The sequence below is a fragment of the Corallincola holothuriorum genome (assembly GCF_003336225.1).
GTDB lineage: Bacteria > Pseudomonadota > Gammaproteobacteria > Enterobacterales > Neiellaceae > Corallincola > Corallincola holothuriorum.
In genome coordinates this window covers 59,000-74,910 of record NZ_QPID01000010.1, presented here as the reverse complement: position 1 = coordinate 74,910, position 15,911 = coordinate 59,000, and the positions used below count along the sequence as shown (strand labels likewise).

Genomic DNA, 15,911 nt, shown 5'->3' with positions numbered 1-15,911 from the left:
TAGTCAGAATGTTCATATCCAACATAGTGTAGCTGTTCGCCCTACGGGTTTTTGTTATTAGGTGAACATTCGTGAAGCGAGTTAGATATTAATTCGCATTACAGTGCGGAGTGCATTCGACGGCGGCGCCACTTGATAGAGAGGCACAGTAGGCAAAGGCCCGAGCAGGTAAAAATCAATGCCGTAGCAGCAAACACGATGAGCAGCGGATTATTAAAATCTTCTCCCTCCGTATAGTCCATGATGTGTGCCCGCCACAAAATATCAAAAATGCGCCACTGGGTATTACGACGGGCAACCACCTTACCACTATCCGGATCGATATAAAGGTGCGTCCCACGACTATCATCAAACTTAACCTGCCATAGCGGCTGACCTCTGCTTGCCACTTCCCAAGGCAGTTCAGTAAGAAGGTTGGCGCTGACAATCCGGCCTGCGCCCGTATAGTCTTGATTAGCGACATCACGAACCAACCCATCACTAAGCGGCGACAATAGCCCACCAGTAGATGCATCAAATAGTTTAACGCCGTTCTGATCTGCCCACTCATATACCCACCGGTCAAGCCAGGGGCGCAGTTGCAGAAATTTAAGATCACCTAATAGAAGTGAATGATTTTCTAGTAATTGTTCCACATGGAACAGTGTGTCAGGCACCGCGATTGCCGCCGATGAACGGGCAAGATCTCGTCCCCGCACAGTATCGATAGGCATGGCGCTCATATACAAGCCACCTAAAATCCACAGCAATAACTGCAAACCCAATACTAAACCAAGCCATTTATGGATTTTCCGAATCAAAGATTTGGTTTTCGCCCGCACCTTATGTGCCTCCGTTTTTAGCATCACCATCGATCGAATACGCATCCCAACCAGCCGCTAAATCCAAGCCTATTTTACAGATAAGTGGCGTGCCAAATTAGTTGTCGATTTTTCGGTGTTGGCTAAACATAGGATCGGCTACAGTGCCTGTATCAAACCGCAGCCCGAACGAGCATCTCACCATGAACCAGCCGTTAAATGAACTCACACTGTCTGAAGATGAGATGTATCAGGCGATCTGTGATCGTGATACACGCTATGAGGGTCAGTTTCTTATTGGTGTTAAAACCACAGGGATATTTTGTCGCCCTGGTTGTCGAGCCAAAACACCCAAGCGGGAGAATATCGCTTTCTTTGCCGATGCAGCTCTGGCTGCCAACAGTGGTTTTCGCCCGTGCAAAATTTGCCGACCATTAGCCCCTGCAGACAGTCCACCGGAATGGTTAAAACCACTGTTGGAACGACTTCACCAACAGCCCGATATCCGCTTCAAAGATTTCGATCTAAAGCAGATGGGGATATCGCCAGAGCGAGTGCGGCGCTGGTTTCAAAAACACCACAAGATGAGCTTTCAGGCCTACCAACGTGCCACCAAAATGGGGCAAGCCTTGGGCCAACTCAGCTACGATAACACTGCTACCCAATCAGTAATCGATACAGCATTCTCTTTGGGTTATGAGTCGCTCAGCGGATTTCAGCAGGCGTTTAAAAAGCAGTTTGACCTACCACCGACAAAAACCGGTGACAAAACCCTGATCACGCTAACTAGGATCCCTTCGGTCATAGGGCCGTTACTGGCAGGCGCAACAGAGCAGGGGATCTGTCTGTTGGAGTTCGTAGACCGCTGGATGCTGGCCACCCAACTAAAACGCTTAACCAAACGAATGAACGGCGTATTTGCCCCCGGTGATCACCCACTATTTGGCCTGTTAAAGCAGCAACTGGATGAGTATTTCAGTGGCCAGCGCAAACAGTTTGATCTGCCATTGGTGATGAACGGGACACCTTTTCAACAACGCGTGTGGCAGCAATTGGTGACCATTCCCAGTGGTACGACACGAAGCTACAGCGAACAGGCACAGGCAATAGGTCAACCGACAGCCACCCGCGCAGTAGCGAAGGCCAACGGCGATAACATGCTGGCTATTTTGGTACCTTGTCACCGAGTGATCGGTGCCAATGGCGCACTAACAGGGTATGGAGGCGGATTACCACGCAAGCGTTTTTTATTGAATTTAGAAGGTGTGTTACTGGCGGAAATGGCCTAAGCCATTGCCCCCCGCTGCTACTCAACAAAAGCACCACAGCGAAAATTTTAGCGTGCAGATATAAATAGCGCCGAACAGATCACAGAGATTCAATCGAATACAAAGCACTTTTTTCTTAATCAAGAGGGAAAAGTGCGCTGAACTTATTCATTATGACGCTGTTTTGGACTGTCAAACGGCCACAATGCAGCTAGCATTTAATAAAACCTGTTTTAAAAAGCAACCGCACAAACCTTCTTAAATTTTACTTTTCAATTACTTATGAACAAATTCTGTTTTTCATAAGAAATTAAACAGTTGAAACGACTTCGCTCATTGTTTAACCTTGACAATGATTAGTACACATACATTTACTAAACTAATCACTAAAAGGTATTAAATGAGCAGTCGCAAAGTCTTATCAATCAAGGCTTACATAAACAAGATAGGCCAACAAACGCTTGAAAATGTTTGTTTTTGGCTAATTATTGGTGTCTGCATTATTCCCGCCGCCCTCTCTCGCCACACAGAAATTGGTTCGAACTCTAATAAATAAGGTTTCTTAATGTCTTTCGAGAAAGCCATCGCTTTGGCCGTGTATTTCATCGCCATGCTGTTGATAGGTTTGTTTGCCTATCGTAAGTCCACCAGCGATCTGTCTGAATACATGTTGGGTGGACGTAAGGTCAGCCCACAGGTCACAGCGCTCTCTGCCGGCGCTTCCGATATGAGCGGTTGGATGTTAATGGGCTTACCCGGAGCCATGTTTGTCATGGGTTATGAAACCCTATGGATCGCGTTCGGCCTGTTACTCGGTGCTTGGGCTAACTACCAATTAGTAGCACCACGATTACGGGTATACACCCAAGCTGCTAACGATGCGCTGACGCTGCCGCAATTTTTTGGTGAGCGTTTTGGCCGCAAACACAGCGCCCTGCAGATCACCAGCGGTATCGTCATTATTCTGTTTTTTACTCTCTACACTTCGTCGGGCTTGGTCGCAGGAGGCAAACTGTTTCAGGCAACCTTAGGCTTGGATTACTCTCTAGGCATTATCATCACCGTGGGCGTTGTTGTGGCCTACACACTGCTGGGTGGCTTTCTTGCTGTCAGCCTGACTGACTTTGTTCAGGGCTGTATCATGTTTATCGCTCTGGTGTTGGTGCCTGTCGTTGCTTACCAGTATTTCAATAGCGGCGCAGAGGTATTAAGCGAGACAGCGAATACCATCCCTGATTTCAGCAGCATGCTGACGCAAGTCACCGTATTGGGAGTGATATCAAGTCTTGCTTGGGGCCTTGGCTACTTTGGACAACCCCACATTATCGTCCGCTTTATGGCGATCCGCTCCGTGACTGAGATATCAACGGCTCGCAATATAGGGATGAGCTGGATGCTAGTGACCATCGTGGGCGCCGTGGCCACAGGGCTTATCGGTGTCGCCTATGTCAGTAAGTTCAACTTGCAGCTAGATGATCCCGAAACCATATTCATTGTTTTCTCCGAAATCTTGTTCCACCCCTACATCAGTGGATTTTTGATGGCGGCCATTCTTGCCGCGATCATGAGTACGATCTCATCGCAGCTGTTGGTGTCCTCAAGCTCACTCACCGAGGATATTTTTGTCGCGCTGACAAAAAAGGAGATGAGCCAAAAGCAAGCTGTACTGATGGGGCGCGCTTGTGTCGCTATCGTTGCAATAGTGGCGACACTGCTTGCTATGGACAGCACAAACTCCATCCTTAACCTGGTCAGTAATGCCTGGGCAGGATTTGGCGCAGCCTTTGGCCCCTTAGTGCTGTTAAGCCTGTTTTGGCCAAAGATGACCTATCACGGCGCTATTGCCGGCATTATTTCCGGCGCCGTCACTGTACTGCTATGGAGCCATGTGCCGCTCCTTGCTGACGGTGCGACATTGAGTAGCCTGGTTTACGAAATCGTGCCTGGGTTCATTGTCGCCACACTCTCAATCATCGTCGTCAGCCGACTGAGCGCACAACCGAATGAGCAAGTACTTATTACTTTCGATCAAGTTCAACAAGAACTTGCACTCGCTCGATAACCATATCGTTTAAACGAATAAGGATCTATTTTGTCAGAGTTACCATGGCAACGAGTCGTCATTAAAGTGGGAAGTGCCCTTATCGCGCCAACGCGCAAAGGGTGCAGCTCACGTTATCTGCTATCGATTGCCAAGTTTATCGTCCATTGCCGGCTAAATGGCTGTCAAGTGGTACTGGTCTCCTCCGGCTCTGTCGCGGCGGGTGCAGAATCATTCAAGAGCACAGCAAATGCCGCCCCAGCACTGAAAAAAGCCATGGCCGCGACAGGTCAAATGGCGATGATGGCTGCGTGGCAACGACTGTTTGATTTTCCAACAGCCCAACTGCTGTTAACCCAAAACGATCTGCAAGACAGAGAGCGTTATCGCAGCATCAAAGAGACAGCGTTTGAGCTACTGGACAATGATATCTTGCCCGTCGTAAACGAAAATGACGCGGTTACCACAGACGCCTTCAAGGTGGGTGACAATGATAATCTCGCGGCCATGATCGCTTCCGCCGTGTCTGCTGACGCACTGATTATTTGCTCGGATATTGACGGTCTGTACAACAAAAACCCGCAGTTGCATGCTGATGCAGAGAAGATAGAGCAGGTCGAAAAAATCGATGATACCGTGCTCGCGATGGCGGGAGATTCAAACACTGATGTGGGTACCGGCGGCATGCGCACCAAGCTGGAAGCGGCAGAGAAAGCCACCGCCAGTGGTGTTCGAACTTACATCGTCAATGGCTCCTCTGAGCAAGCGATGTATGATTTGCAGAACGGACGCAACCCCGGCACCGTCTTTTTGCCCCATGAGACACCGCTGCAGGATGGACGTCACTGGATGACTCACACGTCACAGGCACAGGGCGAAATCATTGTCTGCGACAGCACTGAATCACGCTTGCTAGCCGGCGGAAAAGAGTTAAAACACACCGATATTTTGGATGTAGTAGGCGACTTTTCCAGTGGTGATACCATTCTGATCCGGGCGAAGAATGGCACTAAGCTCGCCAAAGCCACCACCCAGCACAGTAGCTGTGTTCTTAGTTTAATCACCCGTGAATCATCTGGAGACGCGCTGCTTGCGCTAACGGTCGATAAGACTCCCATTATTTCCAATCATCACTTTGCCATTCTGGAGACCCAATGAGCATCGCTACTCTTCTCGCAGCCCAAGCTGCCAAAGCCGCCAAAGCTATTGCACTACTAACAACAGAACAGAAAAACAGCATTCTTCTGGCGATGGCTGACGCGATCCACCAGCATCAAAATGCCATCATTACTACCAATGGCATCGAAGTCGGCAATGCCCAAAACGGTGACTACGATGATGCCTTTATCGACCGCCTGACACTGTCAGCAGAACGTGTCGACGCAATGGTCGATGGACTACGCCAAGTAGCCGCCTTACCCGACCCCGTTGGCCAAAAGCGTCACCTGGGCAAGCAACCTAGTGGCATCAGTGTCGACAAAGTACGCGTGCCACTCGGCGTGATCTGTATGATTTTTGAAGCGCGACCCAACGTCACGGCTGACGCCGCAGCGCTGTGCTTGAAATCTGGTAACGCCATTATTCTGCGTGGCGGTAAAGAAGCACTGCAAACCAGCCTGGCCATCGCTAACATCATGAGAGATGTGCTTGTGGAGTTTGGTTTGCCGAAAGAAGCAGTTATTGTGGTTCCTGATACCGATCGCCAGATCATGCTGGAACTGCTCCAACAGCGTGACACTATCGACGTAGTGATCCCGCGCGGCGGCGAAGGCCTAATTAATTTCGTTACAGAGCACAGTAAAGTCCCCGTGATCCAGCACTTTAAAGGGGTGTGCCACCTCTACGTTGACGAATCAGCGGAGCCGGCACAAGCACTGGAGCTTCTCCTCAACGGTAAAGTGCAACGTCCAGGTGTCTGTAACGCCCTGGAATGCTTGCTGGTAGATGAGTCTATTGCCGAGAAGTTTCTCCCTTTGGTTGCCAACACACTGAAAGAATTGGGTGTCACAGTGAATAGCTGCGCGCGCGCCGCCGCCTACTTTGAGCAAGCAAATGTGTTAGCAGATGATGAGTTCGGTGAAGAGTACCTCCGTCTCGAAATCGCGATAAAGATCGTCGATAACCTTAATCAAGCTATCGAACATATTGACCGTTTCGGCAGTAAACATACTGAAGTGATATGCACCCAGTCACCAGAAGCTGCGAAAGCGTTCCAGCAACAAGTTGACGCTTCTGTGGTGATGGTCAATGCCAGTTCACGATTCTCTGATGGCGGCGAACTGGGATTAGGCGCAGAGATTGGTATCGCCACGACCAAACTTCATGCATATGGGCCGATGGGGCTTGATTCATTGACCACCGAGAAGTTTCTGGTCAACGGTAGCGGACAGATCCGCACCTAAGTCGGCGCTCTGCTCACTCTATTTGAAGCCTGTGTTAGATGGCGTTAGCAACATAGCTGGCGCCATTCATACATACGAAAACGCATTAGATCGATTTAATAAGTCATGTCACTTAATCGCAGCTATCGCAGTAAAAGATCAGCGCATATAATCGGCCAATTATGACTGGGGTATCTGTCACACCATGGAAAACTACGAACAAGTACTGACCTCTTTACGACGGCTGATGCGTGCGACTGATCTGCACTCCAGATACCTAAATAAGACCTCAGGCTTAACATCGCCACAGTTACTGGTGCTGCAAGCACTGAAAAACAAACAGGCGATGATCAGTCGCGAGATCGCCAAAGAGATAAACTTAAGTCAAGCCACTATCACCAGCATTCTGGACCGACTTGAGGCCAAACAGCTGATAACACGAAAGCGCTCAGAGGATGATCGGCGCAAAGTGATGGTCAGCCTGAGTGAAAAAGGGCACGAAAAAATAGCTTCAGCACCGGCACCACTGCAAGAGAGCTTTGTTCGTCAGTTCAAACAGCTGGAAAGCTGGGAGCAAAGCATGATCCTGTCATCATTACAGCGCTTAGCCACCATGATGGATGCCGAAGATATCGATGCAGCGCCAGTGTTAGATATTGGTGACATCGACCGCCCAGCACCGACGTTAGCTCATTTGACGGACAAAACCACACTATAGCCTCACAACCCGCTAAAGCCCCCATAGAAAGAGGAAAGGCCACCGAGGTGACCTTTCTTTGGCGTTAAATGGTTGAAATAACAAAGTCAGACAAAGACATCAATCCGTGGCTGAGCCGCCACATTCGCTTCATTCAGGGCGGCGCCTGCCGCTCGTCGACTGTCGGAAACGTCATAAGAGTCTGCTTCATCAATCGACTCCGCTTCACCAGAGTTTGAGTTGTCGGTTGTAGCAAGGCCGGACGCCTGTGTGTCCTGCGACTGTATCAGCGCAGAGGATGTTTCGGGATCTCCCGATACGCGTTGGTCGGCTGCTATGTCCGATGCCTGTTGGATCTGTTGCCGTTGTTGCAAGTCATTCTGAGGTGGCTGCGGTTGATTTGTGTTGAGTGTGGCCGATGTTGTTGAGGCAGTCACATTCGACACCGGATAACTCGCGGCGGCATATACAGAGCCTATGGGCATAACTCACTCTCTGATTAGCTGAGTTACCTCTAAGACTAGTTCAATCCGGCGTGAACAAAGCGGGATGCTTAGATCTGAAAGACTTAAACAGTAACCAAAGTATTGGTTACTGTTTTCCATCTGTTCTTAATTCAATTGTGAACTGTTAGCTTTCCTCATCACGCACAAAACCAACATCAGTGATGCCCCACTTGGCAAAGCTCTTTATCCGGAAATCTTTGATCGCTGATTTCTCCTTGGTGGTTGCTGCAACCTGCTGCTCCATTGCCAGAAAAGCGCTGATATCGATCCCTTCCGCAGCGGCTACCGCTTCATGGGGGTCGTTAAACTTATCAAAAGCAAACGGGATCACCTTACTCTGCTTCTTGAACTTGTATTTAACCTGTCGTGCCATCAGCGTATCTCCATCGAGCCGAAATAGGGGCGTTCTGTCAAACAGATAATTAGGCTCGTCTTATTCACGAACGTTTCTCGACCGAGGCAACCTCTTCAGGAGTCAGATAACGCCACTCACCCGGTTCCAACTCCTCATCCAATTCAATCGCCCCAATCTGCTCGCGATGCAGCGCCACCACTTTGTTACCCACGGCCGCCATCATGCGTTTCACCTGATGGTATTTACCTTCGCTGATGGTCAGCAAACATTCACTTTCTGCCACTTTCTCAACCACTGCGGGCCTGGTTGGATGCTCTTCACCGTGCAGCATCACCCCTTGTTGCAGCTGCAGACAAGCTTGCTCGGTCAGCGCTTCAGCCAGCCACACGCGATAACGTTTTTGACACGCTCGTTTAGGGGAGGTGATGGCATGGGACCACTGGCCATCATCGGTGATCAAAACCAAACCTGTGGTATCAGCGTCCAGACGCCCAGCCACATGCAGCTTATCCGGACGGGTGATCTCCATCAGGGAAAAAATCGACATATGACCATCATCGACATGGGAACACACGGTCTGCTCGGCTTTATGCAACATAAGATAACGCTCACCCGCAGGATCAAGAGGCATGCCATCCAATGAGATATGATCATCCGCAGACACTTTAAAACCGGGGTTACGAATAGGCTCACCGTTACAGGTCACCTCGCCAGCATGGAGGGCGCGTTTCGCCTGTGACCGGGTTAAATCAGCATAAGTACTTAGGTATTTATCTAGGCGCATAGTAAACGGCTATCTGGACACAACAATGGAGTGATAGAGCCATTATCGCCGATCTGGCACAGATACCAAACCTAACACGAAAGAAACCCCAGCCGCCGCAAGCCTCGCGTTATTAGGCGAAGACTACTGCAACGGCGGTAACACAGATAAAACTCTTATTCTGACACTTTTTTCCAATCATCTCCTACACTTAGAGGTTGATAACAAAGCTACAACTAAAACCATCAGTACTAATCTTTGCAAAGGAAGCCACACCATGATGAGTAAACTCGTTAAACGTATCTTACCTATCGGTATTGTTCTGGCATTCATTGTCAGCTGCGCCAGCACCACCGCCGACACAAGCGCCCCTGCACAAACCACCACATCAGTAGCAGCATCAGCAATTGACCGCATTATTGCGGATCAGATCATCCGCGTCGGTATGACCGCAGAGCAACCACCATTTAACGTGATCAGTAAAGACGGTGTCGCCATGGGGCTGGATGTAGATCTGGCTCGCACCCTGGCCCAAGGGATGGGCGTAAAATTAACCATCGTGCGCAAGCCATTTGCAGAACTGCTACCCGCCCTGGAAAAAGGCGAAGTAGATATGGTGATCTCAGGTATGGCGGTGACTCTCGAAAGAAGCAAGAATTTCAATTTTGTTGGCCCTTACCTGCTATCCGGTAAGTCACTTCTGACCACCAAAGCGACGCTGGAAAAATTAGCCAAGCCCCATGACATTAACGAAGCAAAATATCGCGTAGTAGCACTGAAAGGCTCTACCAGTGCTGACTTCGTTGGTAATAAACTGAAAAAATCGACGCTGATAGAAGTTGATCATTACCTGGAAGGGGTGGAGAAGCTGCGCAACGGTGAGGCGGATGGCATGGTAGCGGATATGCCAGTTTGTGTGATGGCGCAACTGATGTTCCCAGAAGACAACCTGATGACCTTAGAGCCACCGTTCAATCTAGAACCACTAGGGATTGCTATCAACAAAAATGACCCACAGTTCGCCAATCTGATAACCAATTTTTTCAATACCATTGAAAAGAGCGGCATGTTGACACTGATGCAAGCAAAATGGCTGAAGAGCTCAGCATGGATGCAGCAACTACCGAACCCACCAGCACTTAAACCTGCTGCGAAATAAGTATCCCCAGACGGCATTAATTTCCTGCTCGTCACCAACGAAAAAGGCCTCTCTCGAGGCCTTTTACTAATTAACACACTGCCGTTTGTCGGCTAATCAGTTTGCTCTATCGCTTCCTGACGCTGTTGATGCGCAGCCTGTTCTTCGATGTTAAGTTGGCCATTTTGTTGCGGAGCGCCGAGCGGAGTACGGCTCGCCTGATTCACATCATAAATATTCTTGGCGTTGGCCAGATCATTCTCGTTGGTAATCGATGCAATACTCTCACGGCCACGTAAGAACGACTTAATTTCATCGACTATCCCCGCCAGCTCCCCATCATTTTTCTGCATTTCGAGAATATAACGAGGCAGTTCAAGGTTGTAGTTGCCGCTGGTGGCAAAGCAAGTAGTACGCACCCTTGAACTAATGATCCACGGTGTTATTGAACTACGTACGACCACATTTTCAGAACGTGTAGAGTCGTGAATAGACATACCGGTAGACACTTTTGATTCAGTGTATGTGCCTTCCATTTTCATCCACATCAACAAGCTGTCCCAATGCATCTCAGCCCAGAACAGGTTGGCACCACGGGACAGAATGTGTCCAGCAGCGGTAGATGCCAGACTGATAAACAGCAAGGTGATCAAACCAGATATCTGATCGGCTACCGGCGTCAGGATCGGCGCTGCAATTTCTAGTGCTAAGGTTTCATCCCGGACACCTTGCAGTGCAGGCACCAACTGATTAAAGAACACTGAATTGGCCAGCAGATAGACGTCATAACCATTCATGATGACAGAGGCAAACGTCGCCACCCCCACCACCAACAATATCTGTGCTACCAAAGTGGCGGCACTCCGGCACAACTTAAATAAGGGAGAATGCTCCAGCTCGCGATAAGCAGGCTGGGTTTCAATTAGTAGTTCACCACCAAAGGAGCCTTTACCTTCACTTTGATCATTCAGCGCCGGATCAAATGCTCGGTAGGTACGATTAGGGATCTCGTTGTACCGACGGTTAGCTAACACAATGGATTCAGTGTTTATAAAAATCTCATTCGGGTGGATAGACTCCTGCAAGTTATCACGGTATTCACTGACTTCGGTGGTCGGATTAGACAACTTCAATCGCTCAATAAACAGCACCACAGTGGCAGCTAACACCACAATTACCATCAACCCCAAATAGCTTAGATTCGGCCAAGCATTGAACGTCACTAATTCAAACAGCTGGCTAACTTGCACGGCCTGCTCGGAATCAAGGTTCAATTGCTGATAGCCGTAACCAATAATGATCGGCAATAAAATAGAGAAGCCAAGCAGACGCGCCAGACCACCAGCCCCCTTTGCCTGCAAACGCCCCATCTGGTTGCTTTGCAAACGCGAACCGGTCGCGCGCCATACAAACGTCATATAAACCAGCAGCAAAACCGACATCAGCGGCATGATCAGATCGCCAACGGGACCAGCTAATCCAGTGGCACATACAAAAGACGCCACAGCAAAAGCAATAATGGCGGTAAAGGTGACACTCAGTACGCCAAACAACTCCTGCGCCAAATTACGCAACGGATAGGGCGTGGTGATCAGACTGGGGATCAAGCTATGTAGAAGCCGCGATAACCAACCTTGCGGCTCAGTGAATGTGGTGTTTTTACGCCCCATCAACATCGATTCGAGCTGTTTAGCATCATAAGCGGTAAATCGGTGTTCTGCTTTGGCGTTATCTTGCTCACTGGGATTACAGTTATACGCCAAAGAGGTTGGCACCGAGCGCCCTACGAAGAAACGAAATAGCTGAAACAAGCCACGACCGGCGCGACGCAAGCCTAGCACTAACAGGAACAAACCGAGCCCAGCATACAACCAAGCACGGGTGCGATCTTCTTGGATCACACTCGCCACACTTAACAGCGGTCCAAGGCCAATACCAACGATCGCGATACCAGCGAGGGTGCTGATAATCCCTTCCTGTTTAAACGGGTTTTTTATCCCTAATTTAAGACTGCCAAAATCATAGGCCACTACGACAACTCCTCAAACGGCTAAAAAACGAGTAAATAGACCGCCCACAAGGGCGGTCTAACCGGTTAAAATTTCAGCGTTTTTTAATGTATGTAAGTAGTGTCGAATATATTTACATAAAGAAGACGGTGCAAATGATTATCTTAATTTTTGTGTGGTTTTTTCTTTTGTTGCGAGCCAAAGCAAGCAACACTGTTTTTCGTAAGCAAATTACCCAATAAGAGCACACCACAACTAATCTGTTTACTATTGTCTGCGTTAGCGTGACAGAGCGCTCCGTTCACTTGATTGAGTCACGCTATCCATAAGGGTTTTGGCGAACAAACACCCATAATTAGAACAGTTTTACAATTGTAATGCAGGGCGCACCAACTACCACGGGCAGGGGAAATATTGAATTGCAGGACACTTTACGACGGTTCACCCTGGACAAAGAAGGGCAACCGATGGCTGCCCTTTAATACGCGATTGATACTACTATTTTTTGATTTTAACCGGCCGTTGCCAAGCTGGTATATGTGCTTGTTTACTGCGTGATATCGCCAGCGCCGCATCAGGTACATCTTTGGTTATGGTACTACCTGCACCGACTGTCGCATCTTTACCAACAGTGACTGGTGCTACAAGTTGACTATCGGAGCCAATAAAGGCGTTATCGCCAATGATGGTCTTAAACTTGTTCGCGCCATCGTAATTACAGGTAATAGTACCCGCACCTATATTCACGCCGCTGCCAATCTCACTGTCGCCAAGATAAGTTAGGTGGTTGGCCTTTGAACCTTCACCTAATCGCACTTTTTTCATCTCGACAAAATTACCGATATGGCTGTCATTAGCCATTTCACAACCTGGACGCAAGCGACCAAAAGGTCCGATGGAACAAGCTTCTCCCACCGAAGAGGACTCAACAATAGAGTTAGCTTTCACAACACTATGATCACCAATTTCGCAATCAATCAAGCTGCAGTTAGCACCGATCTGCACACCTTTACCAAGACTGACCTTGCCTTCAATAATGACATTGATATCAATAACGCAATCTTCACCAGCAGTCAGTTCACCGCGTAGATCAAAGCGGGCCGGATCGCGCAGTGTCACACCCTCTGTCATCAACCGCTCTGCCGCTCGCTGTTGATACGCCCGCTCCAAAGTGGCGAGTTGCAGGCGGTTATTTGCCCCTTCCACTTCGATAGCAGTAGCTGGGTTCGCCGTTGCAATCTTACGACCTTCGCCATAGGCCATGGCAATAATATCAGTGAGGTAGTATTCCCCCTGAGCATTGTCATTCGACAGGTTGTTCAGCCAGCGGGTAAGATCCTCACCATTGGCGACCAGAATGCCTGTATTCACTTCCCGTACGGCGAGCTGTTCAGGGTTAGCATCTTTCTGTTCAACGATGCCACAGACATCGCCGCCGTCGTTATCTCGCAGGATACGACCATAACCACTGGGGTCATCCAGATTAACTGTCAGTAAACCGATACCACCGTCAGGCTGTACAGATAACAGTTGCTGCAATGTTGAACTCAAGATCAGCGGCACATCACCGTAGAGCACCAAGACTTTATCTTTGTCAGCAAGGTGAGGGATAGCCTGCGCAACCGCATGGCCGGTACCTAGTTGTTCAGCTTGCTCAACCCATACCAAATCAGGGTCCTTCAGCGCTGTCGTAATCTGTTCAGCACCGTGTCCGTAGACCAAACAGGTTTTTTCGGCACCGACACCTGCAGCGGCATCAATCACATGCTGAACCATCGGCTTGTGAGCAACCGGATGCAGCACTTTAGGAAGTTTGGAACGCATCCGCGTTCCTTTACCAGCGGCGAGAATGACGACAGTCAGTGACATAAGGTCCTCATAGAGTGACGAGTTCAGTAATAAATTGAATTAAGTATACAAAAAAGGCGACCCTAAGGTCGCCTTTTCCAGTTCGTATCCCAGTATTAACCGAGATGGTTGTACACGCTAACCGTCCACAAATAGCTCTACCCGAGAATTTGTTTTACTCAAAACGTCTAGTTGCTCTCTAACAGACATAAAAAAAGCGACCCAAATGGGTCGCTTTATTGAATCAACAAAGAACTCTAGCCTATCTTATTGCGGCTATATTGAGCCACTTTAAGTTGAGCAATCGACTTCGCCAATTCTCTTGCTGCTTGCGCATAGTCGAAGTCTGCACCCGGATTAGCAATATGCTCCTCTGCGCGGCGCTTCGCTTCGTTAGCGGAAACTTCATCAATTTCGTCGGCGCGGATAACCGTATCAGCCAATACGGTTACCGTTCCTGGCTGCACTTCTAAAACGCCGCCAGAGAGGTAAAACACCTCTTCCTCACCGTGTTGCTTGCGCAGCTTCACCATACCCGGCTTTAACCGGGTTAATAGTGGAGCATGACCAGGAAGGATCCCTAACTCACCTTCCCAACCAGTGACTTGCAAGAACTCAACGCGGCCGCTAAAAATTTCAGCTTCAGCACTTACAACGTCTAACTGTGTCGTCATAGCCATAAAATCCTCCTAACTCTGTTATACGAGGATGATTACAGATCAGCCGCTTTCTCAACAGCTTCTTCTATGGTACCGACCATATAAAACGCTTGCTCAGGTAAGTGATCATACTCACCCGCAAGAATCGCTTTAAATGAGCGAATGGTGTCTTTCAGTGAACACAGTTTACCTGGTACACCGTTGAACACTTCAGCAACATGGAACGGCTGCGATAAGAAGCGCTGGATTTTACGCGCGCGGGAAACGGTCATTTTGTCATCTTCTGACAACTCGTCCATACCCAAAATCGCGATGATATCCTTGAGCTCTTTATAACGCTGCAAAGTTGTCTGCACGCCACGAGCAACTTCGTAGTGCTCTTGGCCAACAATCAACGGATCTAACTGACGTGATGAAGAGTCCAATGGATCAATGGCCGGGTAGATACCCTGGGCAGCAATATCACGACTCAATACGATAGTCGCATCCAAGTGCGCAAACGTAGTTGCAGGAGAGGGGTCGGTCAAATCATCCGCAGGTACATAAACCGCCTGAACCGAGGTAATCGATCCTGTTTTGGTTGATGTAATACGTTCCTGCAACACACCCATCTCTTCAGCCAAAGTCGGTTGATAACCTACCGCAGAAGGCATCCGACCCAGCAACGCTGATACTTCTGTACCGGCCAATGTGTAACGATAAATATTATCGATAAACAGCAGTACATCTTTACCTTGATCACGGAATTTTTCAGCCATAGTCAAACCAGTTAGCGCAACACGCAAACGGTTTCCAGGAGGCTCATTCATCTGACCGTAAACCATCGCAACTTTATCAAGTACGTTGGAATCGTTCATTTCGTGATAAAAATCGTTACCTTCACGAGTTCGCTCACCAACACCCGCAAACACAGATAAACCACTGTGTGCTTTTGCGATGTTATTGATCAGCTCCATCATATTTACGGTCTTACCAACACCAGCACCACCAAACAACCCAACTTTACCGCCCTTAGCAAACGGTGCAATCAAGTCGATTACCTTGATGCCTGTTTCTAATAGGTCATTAGAGCTTGACTGTTCTTCGTAACTTGGCGCAGGGCGGTGAATCGCGTACCGCTCTTCTTCGCCGATGGGGCCTGCTTCATCAATAGGCTGGCCCAATACGTTCATAATGCGGCCAAGCGTTTGAGTTCCCACAGGAACCTTAATCGGCTCATTGGTATTCTCAACTTTAAGGCCGCGTTTCAAACCTTCTGAGGCACCCATGGCGATGGTACGCACGATACCGCCGCCTAGCTGCTGCTGAACTTCCAGCACTAGGTCTTTGTTCTGACCTTCCTCGGTGACAACCAGTGCGTCGTATACCTGCGGTACTGCATCCTGTGCAAATTCCGCATCTACCACGGCGCCGATCACCCGGACGATATTTCCTATGCTCATTATC

General features: G+C 48.9%; 14 protein-coding genes. 6 read left to right on the top strand and 8 right to left on the bottom strand.

Annotation, left to right across the window (positions count from 1 at the left end; all coding sequences use genetic code 11):
- Nucleotides 1-98: 98 nt before the first annotated feature.
- Nucleotides 99-866, bottom strand: a complete 768-nt coding sequence (locus DU002_RS15375; RefSeq protein ID WP_114339294.1) for a PepSY domain-containing protein — start codon at nt 864-866, stop codon at nt 99-101.
- Between the two features lie 137 nt (nt 867-1,003).
- Between DU002_RS15375 and DU002_RS19590 the strand changes: the two genes are divergently transcribed.
- From DU002_RS19590 to DU002_RS15350, 5 genes are all read left to right on the top strand, one after another.
- Nucleotides 1,004-2,089, top strand: coding sequence for a bifunctional transcriptional activator/DNA repair enzyme AdaA (locus DU002_RS19590; protein ID WP_114339395.1), 1,086 nt, complete (start codon nt 1,004-1,006; stop codon nt 2,087-2,089).
- A 544-nt stretch (nt 2,090-2,633) separates the two neighbouring features.
- On the top strand, nt 2,634-4,130 hold the full coding sequence (gene putP / locus DU002_RS15365) for a sodium/proline symporter PutP (RefSeq protein WP_114339293.1): 1,497 nt from the start codon (nt 2,634-2,636) through the stop codon (nt 4,128-4,130).
- Between the two features lie 30 nt (nt 4,131-4,160).
- Nucleotides 4,161-5,267 carry a glutamate 5-kinase gene (gene proB, locus DU002_RS15360; RefSeq protein WP_114339292.1) on the top strand — a complete coding sequence of 369 codons (1,107 nt, stop codon included), beginning with the start codon at nt 4,161-4,163 and terminating at the stop codon, nt 5,265-5,267.
- Nucleotides 5,264-6,511 (top strand): glutamate-5-semialdehyde dehydrogenase, encoded by a 1,248-nt coding sequence (locus DU002_RS15355; protein WP_114339291.1) that lies wholly within the window; start codon nt 5,264-5,266, stop codon nt 6,509-6,511. Before proB ends, DU002_RS15355 begins: the two co-directional genes overlap by 4 nt.
- Before the next feature lie 184 nt (nt 6,512-6,695).
- The gene (locus tag DU002_RS15350; protein WP_114339290.1) at nt 6,696-7,208 is read left to right on the top strand and encodes a MarR family winged helix-turn-helix transcriptional regulator; all 513 of its coding nucleotides are present in this window, start codon (nt 6,696-6,698) and stop codon (nt 7,206-7,208) included.
- A gap of 86 nt (nt 7,209-7,294) precedes the next feature.
- Here DU002_RS15350 and DU002_RS15345 read toward each other — a convergent pair whose 3' ends face one another.
- The 3 genes from DU002_RS15345 to DU002_RS15335 all read right to left on the bottom strand — a co-directional run bounded on the left by DU002_RS15345 (nt 7,295) and on the right by DU002_RS15335 (nt 8,832).
- Nucleotides 7,295-7,672: a hypothetical protein gene (locus DU002_RS15345; RefSeq protein WP_114339289.1), complete on the bottom strand. Its 378-nt coding sequence runs from the start codon at nt 7,670-7,672 to the stop codon at nt 7,295-7,297.
- 145 nt (nt 7,673-7,817) lie between these two features.
- Nucleotides 7,818-8,066, bottom strand: coding sequence for a DUF2960 family protein (locus tag DU002_RS15340; RefSeq protein WP_114339288.1), 249 nt, complete (start codon nt 8,064-8,066; stop codon nt 7,818-7,820).
- 64 nt (nt 8,067-8,130) lie between these two features.
- Nucleotides 8,131-8,832, bottom strand: coding sequence for a pseudouridine synthase (locus tag DU002_RS15335; protein WP_114339287.1), 702 nt, complete (start codon nt 8,830-8,832; stop codon nt 8,131-8,133).
- A gap of 256 nt (nt 8,833-9,088) precedes the next feature.
- Here DU002_RS15335 and DU002_RS15330 point away from each other — a divergent pair, with 256 nt between their 5' ends.
- Nucleotides 9,089-9,970, top strand: coding sequence for a transporter substrate-binding domain-containing protein (locus DU002_RS15330; RefSeq protein ID WP_114339286.1), 882 nt, complete (start codon nt 9,089-9,091; stop codon nt 9,968-9,970).
- 92 nt (nt 9,971-10,062) lie between these two features.
- Here the strand turns inward: DU002_RS15330 and DU002_RS15325 are convergent, their stop codons facing one another.
- From DU002_RS15325 to atpD, 4 genes are all read right to left on the bottom strand, one after another.
- Nucleotides 10,063-11,979, bottom strand: a complete 1,917-nt coding sequence (locus DU002_RS15325) for a hypothetical protein (RefSeq protein ID WP_114339285.1) — start codon at nt 11,977-11,979, stop codon at nt 10,063-10,065.
- A gap of 477 nt (nt 11,980-12,456) precedes the next feature.
- Nucleotides 12,457-13,827, bottom strand: a complete 1,371-nt coding sequence (gene glmU / locus DU002_RS15320; protein ID WP_114339284.1) for a bifunctional UDP-N-acetylglucosamine diphosphorylase/glucosamine-1-phosphate N-acetyltransferase GlmU — start codon at nt 13,825-13,827, stop codon at nt 12,457-12,459.
- Between the two features lie 236 nt (nt 13,828-14,063).
- The gene (locus DU002_RS15315) at nt 14,064-14,486 is read right to left on the bottom strand and encodes a F0F1 ATP synthase subunit epsilon (protein WP_114339283.1); all 423 of its coding nucleotides are present in this window, start codon (nt 14,484-14,486) and stop codon (nt 14,064-14,066) included.
- A 32-nt stretch (nt 14,487-14,518) separates the two neighbouring features.
- Nucleotides 14,519-15,907 carry a F0F1 ATP synthase subunit beta gene (gene atpD / locus DU002_RS15310; RefSeq protein WP_114339282.1) on the bottom strand — a complete coding sequence of 463 codons (1,389 nt, stop codon included), beginning with the start codon at nt 15,905-15,907 and terminating at the stop codon, nt 14,519-14,521.
- Nucleotides 15,908-15,911: the final 4 nt, after the last annotated feature.